The organism is Motilibacter deserti, from assembly GCF_011250635.1.
In the GTDB taxonomy this organism is placed as follows: domain Bacteria; phylum Actinomycetota; class Actinomycetes; order Motilibacterales; family Motilibacteraceae; genus Motilibacter_A; species Motilibacter_A deserti.
Genome location: NZ_JAANNP010000029.1, coordinates 1 through 20,270, shown reverse-complemented (window position 1 = coordinate 20,270; position 20,270 = coordinate 1). Strand labels below are relative to the sequence as shown.

General features: G+C 73.7%; 18 protein-coding genes. 12 read left to right on the top strand and 6 right to left on the bottom strand.

Translation table 11 applies throughout. From position 1 onward, the window contains the following. Window positions 1-64: 64 nt before the first annotated feature. Together G9H71_RS16715 and G9H71_RS16710 are read right to left on the bottom strand one after the other, a co-directional pair. Complete coding sequence (locus tag G9H71_RS16715) at window positions 65-805, bottom strand: ABC transporter permease (protein WP_331273064.1); 741 nt, start codon at window positions 803-805, stop codon at window positions 65-67. Next, window positions 778-1,455: an ABC transporter permease gene (locus G9H71_RS16710; protein WP_166283819.1), complete on the bottom strand. Its 678-nt coding sequence runs from the start codon at window positions 1,453-1,455 to the stop codon at window positions 778-780. Before G9H71_RS16710 ends, G9H71_RS16715 begins: the two co-directional genes overlap by 28 nt. A gap of 23 nt (window positions 1,456-1,478) precedes the next feature. Between G9H71_RS16710 and G9H71_RS16705 the strand changes: the two genes are divergently transcribed. The 8 genes from G9H71_RS16705 (at window position 1,479) to G9H71_RS16670 (ending at window position 8,807) form a co-directional block, all read left to right on the top strand. After that, on the top strand, window positions 1,479-2,639 hold the full coding sequence (locus G9H71_RS16705; RefSeq protein ID WP_166283817.1) for an ABC transporter ATP-binding protein: 1,161 nt from the start codon (window positions 1,479-1,481) through the stop codon (window positions 2,637-2,639). 76 nt (window positions 2,640-2,715) lie between these two features. Then, window positions 2,716-3,465: a ZIP family metal transporter gene (locus tag G9H71_RS16700; protein ID WP_166283815.1), complete on the top strand. Its 750-nt coding sequence runs from the start codon at window positions 2,716-2,718 to the stop codon at window positions 3,463-3,465. 85 nt (window positions 3,466-3,550) lie between these two features. Next, a complete protein-coding gene (locus G9H71_RS16695) occupies window positions 3,551-4,168 on the top strand; it encodes a sigma-70 family RNA polymerase sigma factor (RefSeq protein ID WP_331273063.1) in 618 nt (205 codons plus the stop codon). After that, window positions 4,152-5,252, top strand: a complete 1,101-nt coding sequence (locus G9H71_RS16690; RefSeq protein WP_166283811.1) for a hypothetical protein — start codon at window positions 4,152-4,154, stop codon at window positions 5,250-5,252. Before G9H71_RS16695 ends, G9H71_RS16690 begins: the two co-directional genes overlap by 17 nt. After that, window positions 5,249-6,253, top strand: a complete 1,005-nt coding sequence (locus G9H71_RS16685) for an ABC transporter ATP-binding protein (RefSeq protein ID WP_166283809.1) — start codon at window positions 5,249-5,251, stop codon at window positions 6,251-6,253. The genes G9H71_RS16690 and G9H71_RS16685 overlap by 4 nt, the downstream gene beginning before the upstream one ends. Next, window positions 6,250-7,110 (top strand): ABC transporter permease, encoded by an 861-nt coding sequence (locus G9H71_RS16680; RefSeq protein WP_166283807.1) that lies wholly within the window; start codon window positions 6,250-6,252, stop codon window positions 7,108-7,110. Before G9H71_RS16685 ends, G9H71_RS16680 begins: the two co-directional genes overlap by 4 nt. A 126-nt stretch (window positions 7,111-7,236) precedes the next feature. After that, window positions 7,237-7,812, top strand: a complete 576-nt coding sequence (locus G9H71_RS16675) for a dienelactone hydrolase family protein (RefSeq protein ID WP_166283805.1) — start codon at window positions 7,237-7,239, stop codon at window positions 7,810-7,812. 29 nt (window positions 7,813-7,841) lie between these two features. Continuing rightward, on the top strand, window positions 7,842-8,807 hold the full coding sequence (locus tag G9H71_RS16670) for a helix-turn-helix transcriptional regulator (protein WP_166283803.1): 966 nt from the start codon (window positions 7,842-7,844) through the stop codon (window positions 8,805-8,807). Here G9H71_RS16670 and G9H71_RS16665 read toward each other — a convergent pair. The 3 genes from G9H71_RS16665 to G9H71_RS16655 all read right to left on the bottom strand — a co-directional run bounded on the left by G9H71_RS16665 (window position 8,798) and on the right by G9H71_RS16655 (window position 12,863). After that, window positions 8,798-9,715, bottom strand: coding sequence for an SDR family oxidoreductase (locus G9H71_RS16665; RefSeq protein ID WP_166283801.1), 918 nt, complete (start codon window positions 9,713-9,715; stop codon window positions 8,798-8,800). The two genes, G9H71_RS16670 and G9H71_RS16665, sit on opposite strands and share 10 nt — an antisense overlap. Window positions 9,716-9,794: 79 nt before the next feature. Continuing rightward, the gene (locus G9H71_RS16660; RefSeq protein WP_166283799.1) at window positions 9,795-10,613 is read right to left on the bottom strand and encodes a phosphatase PAP2 family protein; all 819 of its coding nucleotides are present in this window, start codon (window positions 10,611-10,613) and stop codon (window positions 9,795-9,797) included. 78 nt (window positions 10,614-10,691) lie between these two features. After that, window positions 10,692-12,863 carry an MMPL family transporter gene (locus tag G9H71_RS16655; protein WP_166283797.1) on the bottom strand — a complete coding sequence of 724 codons (2,172 nt, stop codon included), beginning with the start codon at window positions 12,861-12,863 and terminating at the stop codon, window positions 10,692-10,694. A gap of 205 nt (window positions 12,864-13,068) precedes the next feature. Between G9H71_RS16655 and G9H71_RS16650 the strand changes: the two genes are divergently transcribed. From G9H71_RS16650 to G9H71_RS16640, 3 genes are all read left to right on the top strand, one after another. Next, window positions 13,069-13,680: a TetR/AcrR family transcriptional regulator gene (locus G9H71_RS16650; protein WP_166283795.1), complete on the top strand. Its 612-nt coding sequence runs from the start codon at window positions 13,069-13,071 to the stop codon at window positions 13,678-13,680. 103 nt (window positions 13,681-13,783) lie between these two features. Next, the gene (locus G9H71_RS16645; protein ID WP_166283793.1) at window positions 13,784-14,602 is read left to right on the top strand and encodes an SDR family oxidoreductase; all 819 of its coding nucleotides are present in this window, start codon (window positions 13,784-13,786) and stop codon (window positions 14,600-14,602) included. Between the two features lie 159 nt (window positions 14,603-14,761). Continuing rightward, window positions 14,762-17,041 (top strand): M64 family metallopeptidase, encoded by a 2,280-nt coding sequence (locus G9H71_RS16640; protein ID WP_166283791.1) that lies wholly within the window; start codon window positions 14,762-14,764, stop codon window positions 17,039-17,041. A gap of 61 nt (window positions 17,042-17,102) precedes the next feature. Here the strand turns inward: G9H71_RS16640 and G9H71_RS16635 are convergent, their stop codons facing one another. After that, the gene (locus G9H71_RS16635) at window positions 17,103-19,595 is read right to left on the bottom strand and encodes a PA14 domain-containing protein (RefSeq protein ID WP_166283789.1); all 2,493 of its coding nucleotides are present in this window, start codon (window positions 19,593-19,595) and stop codon (window positions 17,103-17,105) included. A 479-nt stretch (window positions 19,596-20,074) separates the two neighbouring features. On the opposite strand from G9H71_RS16635, the gene G9H71_RS16630 reads away from it, so the two are divergent. Then, window positions 20,075-20,270: hypothetical protein (locus G9H71_RS16630; protein WP_166283787.1), on the top strand; the 196-nt coding region annotated here is incomplete at its 3' end.

Sequence of the window (20,270 nt, the reverse complement as noted above, 5' to 3'; positions counted from 1 at the left end):
CCCACCGTGCCCACCCCACACGAACGGCGCAGCAGGCGCAAGACGGGTTCTTATTCCGTTCACATCACGGACGCACCGGCACCGGGTCGGTCAGCTCGACCGGGCGGGGACGCCGGATCGGGAGCGACCGGCCGGGCGTGACCGCCCACTGGACGGCGGCGAGCAGCCCCTCCGCCGCCAGCGCCAGCGCCGCGACGAGGAGCGCCACGGCGAGCGTCTGGCCGTAGTCCTGGGTGCTGAAGCCGGAGCGGATGAGCCGGCCGAGGCCGCCGCCGCCGACGTACGCCGCCAGCGGCGCGGTCGCCAGCACCTGCACGACCGCGGTCCGGATGCCCGCCATGAGCAGCGGGAGCGCGAGCGGCAGCTCCACGCGGACGAGCGACTGCAGGCCGGACAGCCCCATCCCGCGGGCGGCCTCGACGACGTCGCGGTCGACGGCGCGCACGCCCACGTAGGCGTTGGCGAGCATCGGCGGCGCGGCGAACAGGGCGAGGGCGTAGATCGTCGGGGCGTTGCCGAGGTCCCCGGTCGCCACCACGAGGATCGTCAGGGCGGCCAGCGTCGGCACGGCCCGCGAGGCGTTCGTGAGGGCGACGGTCAGCGCGCCGCCGCGGCCGGTGTGGCCCAGCCAGACCCCGAGCGGCAGCGCGAAGACGGCACCGAGCAGCACCGCGAGGCCGGTGATCTCCAGATGCTCGACCAGCCGCGCGGTGACCCCGTCCGGGCCCTTCCAGTTGAGCGGGTCGTTGAGCCAGCGGAACGCGTCGGAGAAGTAGCTCACGCCGTCGCCCCCCGCCGAGCCCACGGGACGAGCAGCCTGGTCGCCAGCTGCAGCAGCACGTCGAGGACGAGCGCCAGCAGCACGCAGATCGCGGTCGCGGTGAAGATCTGCGCCTTGTAGAAGTTGTTGTCGAAGCCGCTGACGATGAGGCCGCCGAGCGCGCCGTAGCCGACGACCACGCCGACCGTCACCAGCGCGACGGTCGACACCGTCGCCAGCCGGATGCCGGTCATCACCGCGGGCATCGCGATGGGCAGCTCGACGGTGAGCAGCATGCGCACCGGGCCGTACCCCATCCCCCGGGCCGCCTCGCGGACCTCGTCGGGGACGCCGTCGAGGCCGGCGAGCACGTTGCGCACGAGCAGCAGCAGGGCGTACATCACCAGCCCGATGAGCACGGTGCGCGCGCCGATGCCGGTGTAGGGCGCGAGCAGCGAGAACAGCGCGAGCGAGGGGATCGTGTAGAGCACGCCCGAGACGCCGATCACCGGCCCGCGCAGCCAGCGCCACCGCCGGGCCACGACGGCGAGCGGCAGCGCGATGAGCGTCCCGATCACGACCGTGCTGAGCGTCAGCGTGACGTGCTGCTCGAGAGCGGTAAGGATGGTGTCGCGGTTGTCGCGGACGTAGCCCCAGTCGACCCACGGGTTCTGGGCAGCGGAGGAGAGGGCCACGGATGGACGCTACCGGGGATTCGATGATCCGTCTCGACGGCGTGGGCAAGCGCTATGCCGACGGGACGGTGGCCGTGCAGAGCCTGGACCTGGACGTGCGCGCCGGCGAGCTCGTGGCCCTCGTCGGCCCGTCGGGGTGCGGGAAGACGACGACGCTGAAGATGATCAACCGGCTCATCGAGCCGACCAGCGGCCGGATCCTGCTCGACGGCGACGACGTGACCCACGCCGACCCGGTCCAGCTGCGCCGGCGGATCGGCTACGTCATCCAGCAGGTCGGGCTCTTCCCGCACAAGACGATCCTCGACAACACCGCGACCGTCCCGCGGCTGCTCGGGGTCGACCGCAAGCAGGCCCGCTCCCGGGCCGCCGAGCTGCTCGAGCTCGTCGGCCTGGACCCGAAGCTCTACGGCAACCGCTACCCCGCGCAGCTGTCCGGCGGGCAGCGCCAGCGCGTCGGGGTCGCGCGCGCGCTCGCCGCCGACCCGCCGGTGCTCCTCATGGACGAGCCCTTCGGGGCCGTCGACCCGGTCGTGCGCGACCGGCTGCAGGGCGAGTTCCTCCGGCTGCAGGAGGAGGTGCGCAAGACGATCGTGCTGGTCACGCACGACCTCGACGAGGCCGTGCGCATGGCCGACCGCATCTGCGTGCTCAGCCAGGGCGGCCACGTCGAGCAGTACGACTCCCCCTCCAACGTGCTCGGCTCGCCCGCCACGGCGTTCGTCGCCGAGTTCGTCGGCGCCGACCGTGGCCTCAAGCGGCTCTCGGTCACCCCGATCGCGGACGGCGACCTCGAGCAGCCGCCCGTGGTCCGCAGCTCGGCCACGCTGGCCGAGGCCGCCGACCTGCTGCGCCGCGAAGGCGCGGCCTGGGCGGTCTGCCTCGACGACGGCGGGGCGCTGCGCGGCTGGATCGGCGTGGCCGACACCGTCCGGGGGACCGGGACCGTCGCCGACAGCTGCCACCGGATGGAGGCATGGGTGCCGGCGCGCGCGTCGCTCAAGCAGGCGTTCCAGGAGATGCTGCAGTACGACGCCGGCTGGGTCGCGGTCCTCGACGGCGAGCGCTACGTCGGCGTCCTCACCCCGCGCACGCTGCACGAGGCGCTGCGCCGCAGCGTCGAAGCCCAGGTCGCGGGCGTACGCCTGGAGGACGCCGCGGTGGACATCGTCCCGAGCGCGTGACCGACGCTTCACCTCTCGCCGCGACGGGCAAGCCCCGGCGGGCGCGGCGAGGGCGGCGCCGGGAAGGGGAAGCGCGATGCCGCTCTGGCTCGAAGCCGGCTGGTGGGGGCTCGTCGGCGGGCTCGCGCTCGTCGTGGGCGCGCTGGTCGCCTGGCGCGTACGCGTCCCGCAGCCCGTCGTCGCCGGGATCATGGCCTTCGGCGCGGGCGTGCTCATCTCGGCGCTCGCGTTCGAGCTGGTCGACGAGGCCGAGCAGACCGGCGGCCTGACGCCGACGATCCTCGGCTTCCTGGGCGGCGCGGTCGTCTACTCGGGCGCCAACGTCCTGCTCGCCAGACAGGGCGCCCGGCACCGCAAGCGGTCCGAGGACCAGCAGCCGTCCGAGGACGAGGACTCCGGCAGCGGCGCGGCCATCGCGGTCGGCGCGCTGCTCGACGGCATCCCCGAGTCCGTCGTCCTCGGCCTGTCGCTGCTCGGCGGGGGCGGCGTCGGGGTGGGCGTGCTCGCGGCCGTCTTCATCTCCAACGTCCCCGAGGGCCTGTCCAGCGCAGCGGGCATGAAGCGCGCGGGGCGCAGCGCGGCGTACGTCTTCGGCGTGTGGGGCGGGATCGCCCTCGCCAGCGGGCTCGCGGCGCTCGTCGGGGCGCTGCTGCTGCAGGACGCGTCCGACGCCACGATCGCGGCGATCACCGCCGTCGCGGCCGGCGCGATCCTCGCGATGCTGGCCGACACGATGATCCCTGAGGCGTTCGAGAAGGCCGGGCTCTTCACCGGCCTCATCACCACGCTCGGCTTCCTCACCGCGTTCACGATCGACCGCTGGTAGGCGCCGCGCCCCGCCCGTGTCACATTCTCGTCCCCGGCGGTGCTCTAGGGGCATGGATCTGATTCGGCACGGAGGAGCGGCCGCCGTGGCCGTCGCGGCCGCCGCAGCAGTTCGGGCCGATCCCGCGGGGGCCGCGACCGAGAGGTGGGCCGAGCGGAGGGGGCGCGGCGAGGTGTCGGGTACGGCTCGGGGCTCGTCGTCGGGGCCCGTCCGCGCGGACCTCGAGGAGGTCTTCCGCCGCGACTACGAGCGCGTGGTCGGCGTGGCGGCCCGGGTTCTCGGCGCGCGCGACGAGGCCGAGGACGTCGCCCAGGAGGTCTTCCTCTCCTTCGGCCGCTCGAACGTCCCCGCCGCCGAGGCCCGCGGCTGGCTCTCCGTCGCCGCCGCCCACACGGCGCTGAACCTGCTGCGGTCGGGGCGCCGGCGCGCCTCCCGTGAGGAGACGGCCGCCGCAGCCGACTCCCCCGTCGTCTCCGACGTCGCCGAGGCGGTCGTGACGCTGGAGGAGCGCCGCCGCGTACGCGCCGCCCTCGCCCGCCTCCCCCGCAAGTCAGCCGTCGCCCTCGTGCTGCGGCACAGCGGCCTGAGCTACGCCGACGTCGCCACGGCGTTGGACCTTTCCCTCGGCAGCGTGGGCACCACCGTGCGACGCGCCGAGTCCGCCCTGCGCAAGGAGCTGAACCGTCATGCGTCATCCGACTGAAGGAGTGCTGCGCCGGCTGGTCGACGAGCCGGCCGGGGTGGCCGACGCCGACCGCCGGCACGTCGCCGACTGCGCCCAGTGCCTGTCCGAGGTCGCGTCCCTGCAGCAGGACGCCACGCTCGTCGGCGCGGCGCTCGCCACCGCTGGCACCAGCGACGTCGAGGCCGGGTGGCAGCGGCTGCAGGCGGCGGCCCACTCGGCGCGGCCGCCGGCGGCCCACCCCGCGCGTGCGCAGGCCGTCCCGCAGCCGCGCACGTCGCGCTACCGGGCGTTCCTGCGCCGCCCGGCGGCCGCCGCCCTCGGCGTGGCGGTCGTGCTGGCCGGCGCAGGGACCGCGGCGGCCAACGACTGGGTGAAGATCTTCCGCACCGAGCAGGTCGCGCCGATCAGCTTCAGCACCTCCGACCTGGTCTCCCTGCCGGACCTCGAGGCCTACGGGAACCTCGAGATCACCAAGGAGACCCGGGTCCGGACGGTGCCGGGCGCGGGGGTGGCCGCCGCGCAGAGCGGCCTCGACGTCCCCGAGGTCGCGGGCCTGCCGCGCGGGGTCACCGGCGACCCGGTCTACCAGGTCGGCGAGGAGGCGGCGGCGACGTTCACGTTCTCCCCCGAGCGGGCCGCGGAGGCCGCCGCGCAGGCGGGCGAGCCGCTCCCGCCGGAGCCCGCGGGCCTGGACGGCAGCTCGGTCCGGCTCGTCGCCGGCCCCGGCGTCGCCCAGATCTGGACGTCCTCGAGCGGGCTTCCCGCCCTGGTCGTCGGCCGCGCCGTCGCGCCGACCGCGTACTCCTCCGGGGTGCCGTTCGAGACCGTCCGCGACTACCTGCTGTCGCTGCCGGGCCTGCCCACCGAGATCGCCGCCCAGCTGCGGACCTTCACCGCCGACGGCTCGACGCTGCCGCTGCCCGTGCCGAGCGACCAGGTCTCGACGCGCACCGAGCAGGTGGACGGCCACCAGGCGACCGTGCTGACGACGCGCGACCGGCTGCTGTCGGCCGTGGTGTGGGTCGAGGACGGCGTGGTCACGGTGGTGGGCGGCGCGCTCGACGACGACGAGCTGCTCGACGTCGCGCGGGGCCTGACGTGACGGCTGGGCTTGCCGGGCGCGACGCGGCACTCGATGCCGCGTCGCGCCTCGTCGCGGGCCTGCCGCCGGCTCCCGCCGTCTGGTGCTCGGGGCTGCGCAAGAGGTACGGCAAGCGGCAGGCGGTCGCGGACGTCTCCCTCGAGGTGGGCCGGGGCGAGGTGGTCGGCCTGCTCGGGCCGAACGGCGCCGGCAAGACCTCGGTCATCAAGATGCTGCTCGGCCTGGTCCACCCGGACGCGGGCGAGGTCATGCTGCTCGGGCAGCCCGCCGCGGACCCGGCCGCCCGCGCCCGGGTCGGCTACCTGCCCGAGCTCTTCCGCTACCAGCCCTGGCTCAGCGCGACGGAGGTGCTCGCCCTGCACGTCCGCCTCTCCGGCACCGACGTCACCCCCGCCCAGCGCCGCGACGTGCTCGCGCTGGTCGGGCTGGGCGACCGCGCCGGCGACCGCGTCGGCGGGTTCTCCAAGGGCATGCAGCAGCGCCTCGGCCTCGCCGTGGCGCTGGTGGCGCGGCCGGAGCTGGTGGTGCTCGACGAGCCGACCAGCGCCCTGGACCCGCTCGGCCGGGCGGACGTACGCGACATCGTGCTCGACCTCAAGGCCCGCGGGGTCGCGGTGCTGCTCAACTCCCACCTCATCGGCGAGGTCGAGCGGGTGTGCGACCGCGTCGTGATCCTCGACCGCGGGCGCGTCGCCGCCTCCGGCACGCTGGCCGAGCTGCTCGGCCAGCGCGAGCTCAAGCTGCAGCTGACCGGCGTGTCGGCGGCCGCCCGCGAGCGGCTCGCCGCCACCGGGCCGGTCGAGCGCGAGGGTGATTGGTTCACCGTGGCGCTGGCGGCCGACGAGGACACCGCGGTGCCGGCGCTCGTGGCCGACCTGGTGGCGCTCGGCGCCCAGGTGCACGCGGTGGAGCCGGCGCGGATCACGCTCGAGGAGCGGTTGCTGGGCATCCTGCGCTCCGCGTCCGAGGCCCGCTCCGACACCGAAGGGAGCTCCCGGTGACAACGGCGCGCACCGTGCTCACCATCGCCGCGCTGACCCTGCAGGAGGCGTCGCGCCGACGGGTCCTGCTCGCGCTCGTCGCGCTGACCGTCGTGCTCATCGCGCTGAGCGCCTGGGGCTTCTCCCGCGTCGCCGCCGAGTCCGGGGACGCGACGCTCACCAGCGGGGAGGCGCGGCTGACGGCGTCGATCCTGCTCAACCTGGTGATGTTCGGCTTCAGCCTCATCGCCGCGCTCGGCACCGCGTTCCTCGCCGGGCCGACGCTCTCCGGCGAGACGGAGTCGGGCATCGCGCTGTCGGTCCTGGCCCGGCCGATCCGCCGGTCGGCGCTGCTGCTGGGCAAGTGGCTCGGCCTGGTCGCCTTCGGCAGCGGCTTCGTCGTCGTCGCCGGCCTCGCGCAGTGCCTCGTGGTCTGGGCGACCGTCGACTACTGGCCACCGCAGCCCGCCGCGGCCCTCGCGCTGCTCGCGGGCCAGACGACCGTGCTGCTCACACTCGCGCTGCTGCTGTCCACAGCCGTCTCCCCTATGGCGTCCGGCGTCGTCGCGGTCGGGCTGTTCGGCACGACGTGGATCGCCGGCGTGGTCGGCGGCATCGGCGGCTCGCTGGGCAACGAGGCCGTCGAGCGCGTCGGGACCGTGTCGCGGATGCTGCTGCCGACCGACGGGCTCTGGCGCGGGGCGATGCACGGCTTCCAGGACCCGTCGGCGCTCGTGCAGTTCGGCGGCGCGGACTCCGAGGCGTTCCCCTTCCTCAGCGCCGCGCCCCTGACCCCCGGCTACCTGCTGTGGGCCGTGGCCTGGGTGGTGATGGTCGGCGGGCTCGCGGTCACGTCGTTCCAGCGCAAGGACCTGTGACGCGGGTGTCCGGCGGCGGGTCGTGAGCGGCGCGGGAGTGCGTCGTCCACAGGCCGCTGCGAGCCCAGGCGCCAGCGACGGCAGGATGCGACTGCGACAGCTCCCCCTCCCGCCAAGGAGCGCCACATGGCCGACGTACTCCTCTTCCACCACGCCCAGGGCCTGACCGCCGGGGTCGAGGCCTTCGCCGGGACGCTGCGGGCCGCCGGGCACACCGTGCACGCGCCCGACCTCTACGACGGGCGGACCTTCGACGACCTCGAGTCCGGCGTGGGCTACGCGCAGGAGGCCGGGTTCGGCACGGTCCTCGAGCGCGGCCGCGCGGCCGCGGAGGGGCTGCCCGCCGGCCTGGTCCACATCGGCCTCTCGCTCGGCGTGCTGCCCGCGCAGCTGCTGGCCCAGACGCGGCCGGGCGCCCGTGGCGCGGTCCTCGTCGGCTCGTGCGTCCCGCCCAGGGAGTTCGACGGCGACTGGCCGGCCGAGGTCCCTGTCCAGGTGCACGGCATGGACGCGGACCCGGTCTTCGTCGACGAGGGCGACCTGGACGCGGCCCGGGCGCTGGTGGCGTCGGCCCCCGAGGCCGAGCTCTTCCTCTACCCCGGCGACCGGCACCTCTTCCTGGACAGCAGCCTCCCGGCGTACGACGCGGAAGCGGCCGGGCTGCTGACCGAGCGGGTGCTGGAGTTCCTGGCGGCCCGCTGATGGCCACGCCCGACACGACGGGCAGCTGAGTGCGCGCCGAACGCCTCGTCGCCCTGCTCTTCACCCTGCAGAGCCGACGCTCGGCCACCGTCGCCGAGCTCGCCGCGGCGATGGAGGTGTCCGAGCGCACCGTCCACCGCGACCTCGGCGCGCTCCGCGAGTGGGGCGTGCCGGTCTGGACCGAGCCCGGCCGGCACGGCGGCGTCCGCCTCGTCGACGGGTGGCGCTCCCGGCTGGACGGCCTGACGACACGCGAGGCGGTCGCCCTGCTCACACTGGGCACACCGCGGGCGCTGGCCGAGCTGGGTCTCGGGACCGCTGTGTCTGCCGCGCACGCGAAGGTCGCCGCGACGCTCCCGGCGCAGGTGCGCGAGCAGGCCCAGCAGCTCGCCGAGCGGTTCCACCTCGACACCCCCGGATGGTTCCGCCGGGAGGAGGAGAGCGAGGAGCTGGTGACGCTCGCCCGGGCCGTGTGGTCCGAGCACCGGGTGCGCGCCCGCTACCGCCGCGGCGAGGACGAGGTCGAGCGCGTGCTGGGCCCGCTCGGCCTCGTGCTGAAGGCGGGGACGTGGTACCTGGCCGCCCAGGCCGGCACGGACGTCCGGACGTACCGGGTCGCGCGGATGGCGCAGGTGGAGGAGCTCGACGAGCCCTTCGAACGGCCGCCCGGCTTCGACCTCGCGCAGTGGTGGGCCCGGTCCTCGGCGGAGTTCGAGCGGTCGCTGCAGCGTGTCGCGGTCCGCGTGCGGCTGAGCCCGCGCGGCCTGCGGGTGCTGCCGCGCGTCCTCGACGCGGACGTGGCACGGGCGGGGCTGGCCGCTGCGGCGGCACCGGCGTCCGACGGCTGGACCGAGGTCGAGCTCGGCCTCGAGGAGCCCGAGATCGCCGCCGGGCAGCTGCTGCCGCTCGGCGCGGACGTCGAGGTGGTCGGCCCGCCGGAGGTCCGCGCGGCGTTCGTCGAGCTCCTCGAGGCGATGCTCGCCCGTCACCGGTAGCCGGCGGTGTCGGCGGGCTTGCCAGCGTCCTGCACCTCGACCACGAAGCGCCACCCGTCCGGACGGCTGCCGTCGAGGTCGTCGACGTCGTAGGCCGAGGCCAGGTCGAAGCTCGACAGCGTCCGCCCGGAGAAGCGCGCGTGGCGGGGGTCGGCGGCCAGCGCCGCGACCCCTCGGGCCACGAAGGCCGGCGTCTCGGAGATGGCGAAGTAGGGCTGCTGCTCCAGCGCGTCCTGCCAGTTCTCCTCGCGGACGCCGAAGATGTCGAGCATCGCCTCCGAGCGCAGCCATCCCGGCGTGACCGCCACGGCGGTGCAGCCGTGCTCCTGCAGCTCGGCCGCCTGGCCGATGGCGAGCAGGTGGGCGGCGGCCTTGGCCACGTAGAACGCGAGCGAGGTGCCCTTGCGGTAGGCCGCGTTGTATTCCGCCGTCCCGTCGGTCATCTCGACCACGAGGCCGCCCGGTCGGCGCAGCACGAGCGGCAGCAGGTGGTGGCTCGTGATGACGTGGGCGTCGATGCCGAGGTGGAGCATCCGCAGGCTCGTGTCCAGCGGGTGCTCCCACACGGGCTTGCCCCAGGCGAGGTGGACGTCGCCACCCCAGACCCCGTCCACCAGCACGTCGATGCGCCCGTGCTCGGCGTCGATGCGCTCGGCCAGTCCGGCGACCTCGGCCGGGACGAGGTGGTCGACGCGGACGGCGATGCCGGTCCCGCCCGCCGCGTCGACGAGGGCGGCCGTCTCCTCGATCGTCTCCGGCCGGTCGACCTCGGACCGGCCGGCTGCCGTCGTCCTGCCGGTGACGTAGACCGTCGCCCCCGCCCGCCCCAGCTCCACCGCGATCGCCCGGCTCGCGCCGCGCGTCCCGCCCGCCACCACCGCGACCTTGTCGCTCAGCTCTCTGCTCATGGGGCCAGCGTGCGGGCGAACCCTGACAGCGCACGGCAGGGTTCCGACGAACCGGCGTGCACTCAGCCGCGGTCGTCGGTCAGCCCGCCCGCGTCGGTCGACGTGGCGCTGCGGGCCGTCCCCCGCGGTTGACGAGCCACCACGCGGCAAGGATCAGCGCCGCGCCCACCACGGCGTCGAGCAGCCAGTGGTTCGCGGTGACCAGCACGACGAGAGTCGTCACGGCCGGGTACGACAGGGCGAGCGCGCGCTGCCACGGGCGCCGCGACAGCCGGGCGAGGACGAGCCCGCACCAGAGCGCCCAGCCGACATGCATCGACGGCATGGCCGCCAGCTGGTTGACCGCCTCGGACGCGCCGCGCACTCCCCCGCCGTGGCCGCCCCACCAGCCGACGTCCGAGGTCGAGAGCAGCACGTCGGTGTAGCCGGGGACGAGCCGCGGCGGCGCGGTCGGGAAGGCGAGGTAGCCGATGAGGGCGGCCGCCGTCGGCAGGACGAGCGCGGCGCGCAGCCGGCGGTACTCCCCCGGCCGGCACCGCCAGAGCAGGACGAGGACGAGCGGCGTGACCGTGTAGTGCAGCGCGGCGTACCAGTAGGACGCGGCCACCTCGATCCAACGGTGGCCCACGACCGCCGCGTTGAGCGAGGCCTCGACGTGCAGCCCGAGCGCGGCCTCGACATCGAGCAGGTCGCGGGCGTGCCGGAGCGCGACGGCGAGGTCGTCGGTGGCCGCGAGCCGGATGACGTCGTAGGCGAGCAGCATCCCGACCAGCAGCAGGGCCTCCTGCCACCACGTCGGCCGGGGCCGGTCGAGCCACCGTCGGGCCCTCGCGCCGTCGCCGGCAGGCGTGGGGGCCGTGCCCGCGTCGGCGAGCACCTCGGGTGCGGGCGTCGTCATGCCCCGTCCTTTCCGGCAGTGCGAACGGCAGTGCGCCCCGTCGGCCGCCGGGGAGGCCGGCCGGCGGGGCGCCGGGAGTCAGGCGTCGACGAGCTCGCGCCGCGCCCCGGCCGGCTGGAGCTGCTCGGCCAGCTTCGCGCCCTCGACGTCGACGTTGGGCAGCGCCCGGTCGAGCCAGCGCGGCAGCCACCAGGCCTTGTCGCCGAGCAGCGAGAGCACCGCCGGCACGATCGTCATGCGGACGACGAAGGCGTCGATGGCGACACCCGCGGCGAACGCGAAGCCGAGGGACTTGATGATCGCGTCGTCGGCCAGGAGAAAGCCGAAGAACACCGAGATCATGATGAGCGCGGCCGCGGTGACGACGCGCGAGCCGTTGCGCATCCCCGCGACGACGGCCGCGTCCGGCCGGGCCCCGTGGGCGTACGCCTCGTGCATCCCGGCGACGAGGAAGACCTCGTAGTCCATGGCCAGCCCGAAGAGGATGCCGATGAGCAGGATCGGCATGAGGCTGACGATCGGCCCGGTCGTCTCGATGCCGAACACGCCCGAGAGCCAGCCCCACTGGAACACCGCGACGACGGCACCGAAGGTCGCAGCGACGCTGAGCAGGAAGCCGAGCGTCGCCTTGAGCGGCACGAGGATGCTGCGGAAGACCAGCATCAGCAGCAGGAACGCCAGCCCCACGACGACCGCGAGGTAGGGGATCAGCGCGTCGTTCAGCTTCTGCGAGACGTCGATGTTGAGGGCGGTGGTGCCGGTCACCATCAGCTCGGCGTCCGCCGACCCGGTCAGCGCAGTCGCCCGGTCCCGGATGTCCTGCACGAGGTCCTGCGTGGCCTCCGAGCTCGGGCCGCTGCCCGGCACGAGGGTCATCAGCGCGGTGTCGTCGGCCGGGTTGGCGGCGGGGTCGGTGACCGCGACGACGTCCTCGAGCTGCGCGAGCCCGGTCTTGGCCTGCTGCGCCGCGGCCGTGGCCTGGCCGGCGGGCGCCTCGACGACGAGCACGAGCGGGCCGTTGAACCCGGCCCCGAAGCCCGCGCTGAGCTGGTCGTACGCCTTGCGCTGCGTGCTCTCCGGGGCGGCGGTGCTGTCGTCGGGCAGCGCCATGCGCAGGTCGGTTAGCGGGAGCGCGACGACGCCGAGGCCGACGACGGCGAGCGCGAGGACCGGGCCGCGCGCCTTGACGACCGCCCGCCCCCACGTCTCGCCGAACGGGACGTGCCCGGCCTCGTGCTTGGCGCGCGCCCGCTTCGGGAGCACCTTGCCGCCGGCGAAGCCGAGGACGGCCGGCAGCAGGGTCAGCGCGATGACGACGGCAGCCGCGACGGTGCCCGCGGCCGCGACGCCCATCGCGGTGAGGAACGGGATGCCGACCACGAAGAGCGCGCCGAGGGCGATGACGACGGTGAGCCCGGCGAACACGACCGCGGAGCCGGCGGTGCCGACCGCGCGCCCGGCGGCCTCCTCGCCGTCGTGGCCGTTCGCGAGCTCGGCCCGGTAGCGCGTCAGGATGAAGAGCGCGTAGTCGATGCCGACTGCGAGGCCCAGCATGAGCGCCAGGGCCGAGGTGGACGAGCTCAGGCCGAAGAAGCCGGTGGCGATCTGCACGCCGCAGAGGCCGAGCCCGACGCCGACGACGGCGGTCAGCAGCGGCAGCCCGGCGGCCACGAGCGAGCCGAAGGTGATCGCGAGGACCACGGCCGCGACGAGGACGCCCATGACCTCGGTAGCCCCGCTGTGCGAGGCCTCCTGCGTGGCGTCGCCGCCGTACTCGACCTCGAGGCCGGCGCTCTTCGCGCTGTCCCCGGCGGCGAAGAGCGCCTCCTTGGCCTCGTGGGTCACGTCGCCCGCGCCGACCGAGTAGGTCACGGTCGCGTACGCCGTCCGGCCGTCCTGGGAGACCGTCCCCGCCTGGTACGGGTCGGCCACGGACGCGACCTGCGGGGCCTGCGCCAAGGCGGCCACCGCGGCCTCGACGGCCGACTTCGGCTCCGCGGCCTGCAGGTCCTCGTTCGCGCGGAACACGACGCGGGCCGTGGCCACGTCGCCCGCCGAGCCCAGCTTGTCCTCGATGACGTCGAGGGCACGGCTGGACTCCGTGCCCGGGATCGAGAACGCGTTCGACGTGGGGCCGGACAGGGTCGCGGCCCCGGCACCCGCGGCGAGCAGCAGTGCCAGCCAGAGCGCGGCCACGAGCCGGCGGCGCCGGAACGCGAACCGGCCGAGCCGGTACAGATAGGTCGCCATTGGTCACTCCTCGGCAGGCCCGGGGCCGCGCATGAGCCCCCGGGACGGACAGACAGCGCGGAGACCAGCCCCACGGCTAGTCGATCGGCAAGGACAACGTACACCTGAGACTTGCCGTTCGACTAGCTGTGACTAGCCGTACGACTAGCGTGATGCTTGCCACGCGGCTAGTCGGAACAGGCTCGTGACCCGTTAGCCTGAGGACATGAGCGACACCACGGCGGGCCCGCCGAAGGCAGCGCGCGCAGGCGAGCGCCGCCTGGGGCGGGCGGGCGTGGACGAGACGGCCCTGCGGCTGTTCGCCGAGCACGGCGTCGCCGGCACGTCGCTGCAGATGATCGCGGACGCGATGGGCGTGACGAAGGCCGCGGTCTACTACCACTACAAGACCAAGGACGAGCTGGTCCTGGGCGTGCTGACCCCGGTCCTGGACGAGGTGCGCCGGGTGGTCGAGCGGGCGCAGGCGCAGCGCAACCGGGCCGCTCGGGTCGACGTCCTGGTGACCGGGCTCATCGACATCGTCGTCGAGCAGGGGCCGCGCTACGGGGTGTTCAACGGCGACCTCTACGTCGCCGAGCTCGCGAGCCGCGACCCCTGGCTGCAGTCGGCGGGGCCGATGGTCACCGAGCTGCTGCTCGGCCCCGACGCGGACACCCGGGGGCTCGTGACGGCGTCGATGTTCTTCGCCTCGCTCACCGGCCCGTTGCGCGACCCGGTGCTCGCGGCCCTGCCGCGCGAGGAGCTGCGGGCCGCGATGCTGGACGGGGCCTACCGGCTGCTCAGGGCCCCGCGCCGCTCGCCCCGGTCTCAGGAGTAGCGCGCCGCTCGGGGACCGGTGGCGCAGCCCACGTGCTGCGCGGGCCGCAGAACGGGTATGCGCCCTCAGGCAACCGACCTCGGCGCAGACCTCTGGAGGGTCCGTGAAGACCTGGCTCATCACCGGCACGTCCCGCGGCTTCGGCCGCGAGTGGGCCGAAGCCGCCCTGCAGCGCGGTGACCGTGTGGTCGCGACGGCGCGCAACGTGGACTCGCTGAAGGGCCTGCAGGACGCGTACGGCGACTCCGTGCTCGCGCTGCCGCTCGACGTGACCGACCGGGCCGCGGCCTTCGCCACGGTCGACCGGGCGTTCGAGCACTTCGGCCGGGTCGACGTCGTCGTCAACAACGCCGGCTACGGGCAGTTCGGCATGATCGAGGAGCTGTCCGAGGCCGAGCTGCGCGACCAGATCGAGACCAACGTCTTCGGGGCGCTCTGGGTCACCCAGGCGGCGCTCCCGCACCTGCGTGCACAGCGCGGCGGGCACATCCTGCAGGTCTCCAGCATCGGCGGCATCTCGGCGTTCCCCAACATCGGTGCCTACCACGCCTCGAAGTGGGCGCTCGAGGGCTTCAGCCAGGCGCTCGCGCAGGAGGTCGCGGACTTCGGGATCCGCGTCACGCTCATCGAGCCCGGCGGCTTCAGCACCGACTGGGGCGGCTCGTCCGCGCGGCACGCGACGCCGCTCGCGGCGTACGACGAGTTCCGCGAGAAGGCAGCTGAGCAGCGCAAGGCGCGCACCTCAGCGGCCGGCGACCCCACCGCGTCCGCAGGCGCCGTGCTGAAGCTGGTGGACGCGGAGAACCCGCCACTGCGGGTGTTCTTCGGCGCCGCGCCGCTCGGCATCGCGACGGCCGACTACGAGCAGCGGCTCGCGACGTGGCGGGAGTGGGAGTGGCTGTCGAAGGAGGCGCAGGGCTAGGCAGAGCTGCCCAGCAGCCGGCCCCCCGACGTCCCACCGGTGCGACGGGAGCCGGGCCCGCAGCGGCTCGGCTTCCGTCAGCTGACGGATGCAGCGGTCCTTCGGCGGCGGAAGTATGCGCCCAGCGCGTCTGTGCGCACCGCCTCTGGAAGGAAGCCGATGATCCGAAGAGCAGCCGCGCTGGGAGCGGCCGTCCTCGCCGCCGCCCTGCTGCCCACCGTCGCCCAGGAGACTGCCACCGCGGCCGTGGGGGACGCGAAGGTCGTCCCGCTGCAGGTGACCGGGGACCCGGCGGACCGCTTCTCCATGGTCGTCATGGGCGACGGCTACACGGCCGCCGAGCTCCCGGAGTTCCGTGCCGACGTCGAGAAGCACCTCAACGTGCTGTGGAGCATCGAGCCCTTCCGCAGCTACCGCAACTACATCAACGTCTACCTGGTGGAGATCGAGTCGGCCGAGTCCGGCGTCGACTGCGACCCCGACCTCACGTCCCCGCGGCGCGACACCGTGCTCGGCATGGGTTTCTGGGGCGGGTGCAACCCGAGCAGCGTCCAGCGCCTGTTGACCGTCAACAACACCGTCGCCCGTCAGTACGCCACGATGGCCACCCCGGACTACGACCAGATCCTCGCGATCGCGAACAGCGACACGTACGGCGGGGCCGGCGGTGCCTATGCCACCGCGTCCGGCGGCAACGCCCTCTCGGCGCTCATCACGCCGCACGAGCTCGGCCACTCCCTCGGCGGGCTGCAGGACGAGTACACGTACTACGGCCGTGGTGTCCCCGGTGGCCGATACACCGGCGGCGAGCCGAGCTCGATCCACCACACGCTGCTGACCGAGCAGCAGATGCTGGACCAGCAGCGCAAGTGGTGGCGCTGGCTGGGCGAGCCGAGCGAGTCCGGCGGAGTCATCGGCCGCTACGAGGGCGGCCAGTACTTCGACAGCGGGATCTGGCGGCCGAGCAAGCACTCGATGATGATCTCGCTGGGCTACTACTTCGACCAGGTCTCGCGAGAGCGCATGACACAGCGGATCTCTCAGCGCGTCAACCTGATCGAGGACTCGACGCCGACGTCCGCGCCGGTCGGGCGCACGGATGTGCTCTGGGTCGAGACCGCTCATCCCGTCTACCACGACCTCGACGTCACGTGGGCCGTCGACGGAACTGCGATTCCCAACACGCAGAACAGCCGTGACCTCGACCTCGAGACGCTCGGTCTCGCCGCGGGACCGCACACCGTCACCGCCACCGTCGTCGACCCGACCGAGTTCGTCCGCGACCCGGCGGTCCGCGCGACGATGACAGCCACCCGGACGTGGACCGTGGGCGAAGCGGCCTCGGCGCCCTCCACCGTGCCGAGCAAGTTCACGTCGTGGACGCAGACCGAGCGGCCGGTGGGCGCGCAGGACGTCGTGTACGCCGAGACGACGCACCCCTCGGACTCCGTGCCCGCTGTGGTCTGGCGCCTCGACGGTGCCGTCGTCCCGAGCCCGACGATGGCGCGCAGCTTCGACCTCGCCACGCGCACACTGTCGCCAGGGCTGCACACGCTGACCGCGTCCGTCGGCACCGAGACGCTGACGTGGACCGTCGACACGGCCCCGGCCACCGTCGGGTACGAGGTGTCCACCCCGCTGACGACGTTCGACGGAGCGGACGGCAAGCCGCACTACGTCTACAACGAGCAGTTCACGATGGGGCTCACACCGACCGACAACGGCCCGGGCTACGTCGTCGGGGAGTTCCGCCGCGACGGCGACGGCTGGCACCACTACTACGGCTGGCCGGACGCGCCGGAGGGAACGCCGTTCCGGTTCACGCCGCGGGGCACGAACATCGCGGGGCTCGTCTACGGCAGCCTCAGCCCGGAGGGCCTGTCGCCGCAGCCGTGGGAGGAGCGCCGGCCGGGCTACGGCACGCACCTCATCGAGTATCGCGGCATCGACGCGGCGGGCAACATCGGCGGGCAGGGCGCGTTCACCGTGTCCGTGCTGCCGGCGACGCCCGCGTGCACGACGACCGTCACTGGCCGGGTCAGCACTCCGCTGAACATCACTTCTGGCGTCGTCTGCCTCGACGGTGCCCGGGTCAGCGGCCCCGTGACGGTGAGCGGTGGGGCGTCGTTGGTCGCGTCCGACGCGGAGATCCGTGGCCCGGTCACCGCGACGGGGGCGGGCGCCGTCCAGCTGACCGACACGCTGGTCACGGGCTCGGTCACCGTCTCCGGCGCGACCGGGGGTGTGTCGCTGCTCGGGGCGGAGGTGCGCGGCGCGGTCACCCTGTCCGGCAACAGCTCCACGGCGTACGCGCCGGTGCTCGCCGGATCGCTGGTCAAGGGGCAGCTGAGCTGCAGCACGAACGTGGCTTCTCCCGTCGACCTGGGGGTCGACAACACGGTGAACGGTCGGCGAAGCGGGCAGTGCGCGGCTCTTTGACGCAGATGCAGGGATGACAGGAGGGCGGGGAGCTGCGGCTCCCCGCCCTCCTGCGCATCTCCTAATCCCGCAGCGGGATCAGCTGCTCCGGCCGGATGACCTGTTTCGGCAGCCCCGGGCCGGACCAGGCCAGCCTGGCCGTCGAGGTCCACACGTTCTCGTAGTACTCGACCTTGATGGCGTGGTGCACGTTCGCCGCGAGCCACACGGTGCCGCTGTGCTCCGTCGGCCCGTGGTCGTTCCACTGGTCGATGACCAGTTTTCCGTCGATCCAGAGCCGGATGCCGTCGTCACTCGTCGTGTAGAACGTGTGATTGCCCGTCGTGCGTGGCCACACCCGCCCCTCCCACCGGACGGAGAACCCGTCGTCGGGCAGGCCGTCGCCCGGGTTGCCGAGGCCCCAGTCGAAGTCCAGGGTGCGGTCGACCCGCGTTACCGCCGGCCCGGAGAGGGTCTTGTTCGGGAAGTAGCTCGCGCGCAGGCCCATCCTCGGCAGTGTCGGCAGCAATTGGGCGGGCGGGACGATCTCCTGCGCCGGCCCGCGGCCCCACTTCAGCTTCGCGACGGCGTCGTTGCCGCCCTGGAAGTACTCGATCTTTATGGAGTACGGATGCCCGTGCGCCAGCGGCAGGGTGACCGAGTGCTCGGCGACCCGGCGGTAGTTCCACTCGTCGATCACCAGCCGTCCGTCGATCCACAGACGGATCCCGTCGTCGCTCGCGGTCGTGAACGTGACCTCGTCGGCGCGCGGCACGACGGTCCCCGTCCAGCGGACGGAGAAGTTCGAGCTCGGGAGCCCGGCTACCGGCGGTGCCCCTCGCCAGTCGAAGTCGATGCTGGCGTCGACGCGCCTGACTGCCGGCCCGCTGAGATCGTTCGTGGCGTAGTACTCGGCTTGCAGGCCCTTGCCCGGTTCGGCCACCGGCGTCGTCGGCACCAGACGATCCGCGGGGACGACCTCCTCCGGCTGGGACGCGCTCGACCACCGCAGCTGCGCGGTCGCCCCGGCGGTGTGCTCGAAGTACTCGAGCCGCACCGAGTAGGAGTCCCCGGCGCTCAGCAAGATGGTGCCGCTGTATGCGGTCGGCCCTTGGACGTGCCATTGGTCGATCACCAGGCGCTCGTCGACCCAGAGCCGCACCCCGTCGTCGCTGGTGGTCGTGAAGGTGTAGAGCTCGGTGTGGCGCGCGATCACGAGGCCGGTCCACCGGACGGAGAAGCGGTCTTCCGGAGTCCCCGGAGCCGGCGCCGACAGCCCCCAGTCGAAGTCGACGACGGGGTCGACGCGGTCCACGGAGGGGCCGGAGAGGTCGGGCGTGCTGAAGTAGGAGGCGCGCAGGCCCCTCCCCGGCGGGCCGTCCACGCCCTCAGGAACCAGCATCACCGCGCGCGTGATCACGCACTCGCATCCGCAGGTGCCGATGACACAGCCCCGCCCGACGATGACCCCGGAGTCGTTCACCGACGACGCCAGCCAGAGGTTCAGGTCCGCCGGGACGTCCCTGGTGACCGCGTTCAGGTCGTAGACCTGCCCGTCCCTCCAGACCGCTGCGTGGTACTCGGTGGAGGCCTTGCCCGGGATCCGCACGTTGGACGTCCCGACGACCGTGCCGGCCTCGTTGATGCCGTAAGCGACGCTGCCCGCGTTCTGCAGGCCGTCGTCCAACGTGCCGAGGCTCCGCGCGCTCCCGCCGCTCCACAGGGTCGCGTACGTCTTCCCGTCCGCGGCCTGGGACGACCCCACGACGTCCCCCCGCTCGTTGATCGCGTTCGCCTGGCTCGCCTCGGTCGTCCCCCCGAGGCCGCCGAGGTCACGCATGACGCCGTCCCGCCAGACGAAGGCGTGCAGCGGCGCTCCTCCGGCCGGCAGCGCGACACCCACGACTTCACCGGCATTGTTGACGTCGCGCGCCTCGCTCTCGGTGCCGTACCGCGTCGCGGCCACCCCACCCAGGGTGCCGATGTCCTGCACCTGGCCGTTCTTCCACACGGCAGCCCGGATGGGAGAGCCCTGCTTCTCGAAATAGGTGCCGACGATGAAGCCGTCGTCGTTGATCGCCCGCGCAGCCGCGCCGCTCTCCGCGCCGTAGCCGGTGGGCAGCGTCCTGCGGACGCCGTCCTGGATGACGACCGGCCGCGGCGGGGTGTAGAACCCGGTCCATCCCCAGCCGACGATCGTGCCCGCCTCGTTCACGTCGTTGGACTGGATGACCCGGCCGTCCGCGCCCGACTGGGGGTCGAGCTGCGTCATCCGCCCGTTCTCCCAGAGATAGCCGAAGACCCCGCCGCCCGAAGGGGCGGACGAACTGCCGACGACCTGCCCGCGCTCGCTGATCGCTACTGCGTCGCTGCGCGACCCTCCTCCCAGGCTTGCGCCCAGGGCGCCGAGGTCGACGTAGCGGTACTTCACGGCTGCCGCCGGAGCCGTCGCGGTCGGCGCCTCCGTGGCCGCGTCGGCCCTTGCCGGTGCCATGCCGGTCAGCGGTGCGACGATGGTGGAGACGGCGAGCGCGACCAGCACGGTGCGCCCGCCACCTCGCAGTGGTCCGGTCAAGTGGGCCTCCTCGCGTCGTGGGCCTGCGGGGGCCGGCACGCACGCCGGCATGCCGCTCCTGCCGGGACGCCTTCCATGCGTTCGCGATGTCGATGCGCGGCATGGGGTTACGGATCTCTTACGCCCGCCAGACCCAGGGGCCACCCGAGGGGCACACGGGCGGCCTGTGCGTCTCACGTCGCGAGACGGGCCCGCACCAGCGCATTGACAGTGCGAAGGCGACCCCGACAGAGTGCAGCCATGTCCGGCGCCCGGCTCACCACTCGCGGTCACATCGACCTGCTGCTCGTCGCCAGCGCCGCCTGTCGCGCCTGGTGACGCTCTCTTTGCGCACCTGACGCCTCGGCCCGCCTTCTAGCGCTGCCGACGCCGCGCCACGCCCACTTCCGGGCTTCACGTACTTCGCTTCCCCTTTCTCACGCCCCGCTTCCGCGTCGGGGCGTTCCCGCATGCCCAGTTCGAAGGAGAGCTCCGCCCTCATGCGTCGACCGCAACCCAGGACCGCCCTGGCCGTCCTGACGACAACGCCGATCCTGGCGGCCCTCGTGGCCGTCCCCTCGGCGGTCCCGGCCTCCGCGACCGCGCTGCCCGAGGTCCCCAACCGCACGATCGGCTACGACGAGATCTCGGCGTACCCGCGGGAGAACGTCCTGCCGGTGTGGCCGGTGAACACCC

Excerpts from the sequence above, each read along its gene's own strand:
- G9H71_RS16705 (WP_166283817.1), top strand. The coding sequence starts at position 1,479 with ATGATCCGTCTCGACGGCGTGGGCAAGCGCTATGCCGACGGGACGGTG.
- G9H71_RS16700 (WP_166283815.1), top strand. The coding sequence starts at position 2,716 with ATGCCGCTCTGGCTCGAAGCCGGCTGGTGGGGGCTCGTCGGCGGGCTC.
- G9H71_RS16690 (WP_166283811.1), top strand. The coding sequence starts at position 4,152 with ATGCGTCATCCGACTGAAGGAGTGCTGCGCCGGCTGGTCGACGAGCCG.
- G9H71_RS16675 (WP_166283805.1), top strand. The coding sequence starts at position 7,237 with ATGGCCGACGTACTCCTCTTCCACCACGCCCAGGGCCTGACCGCCGGG.
- G9H71_RS16665 (WP_166283801.1), bottom strand. The coding sequence starts at position 9,715 with ATGAGCAGAGAGCTGAGCGACAAGGTCGCGGTGGTGGCGGGCGGGACG.
- G9H71_RS16660 (WP_166283799.1), bottom strand. The coding sequence starts at position 10,613 with ATGACGACGCCCGCACCCGAGGTGCTCGCCGACGCGGGCACGGCCCCC.
- G9H71_RS16655 (WP_166283797.1), bottom strand. The coding sequence starts at position 12,863 with ATGGCGACCTATCTGTACCGGCTCGGCCGGTTCGCGTTCCGGCGCCGC.
- G9H71_RS16650 (WP_166283795.1), top strand. The coding sequence starts at position 13,069 with ATGAGCGACACCACGGCGGGCCCGCCGAAGGCAGCGCGCGCAGGCGAG.
- G9H71_RS16640 (WP_166283791.1), top strand. The coding sequence starts at position 14,762 with ATGATCCGAAGAGCAGCCGCGCTGGGAGCGGCCGTCCTCGCCGCCGCC.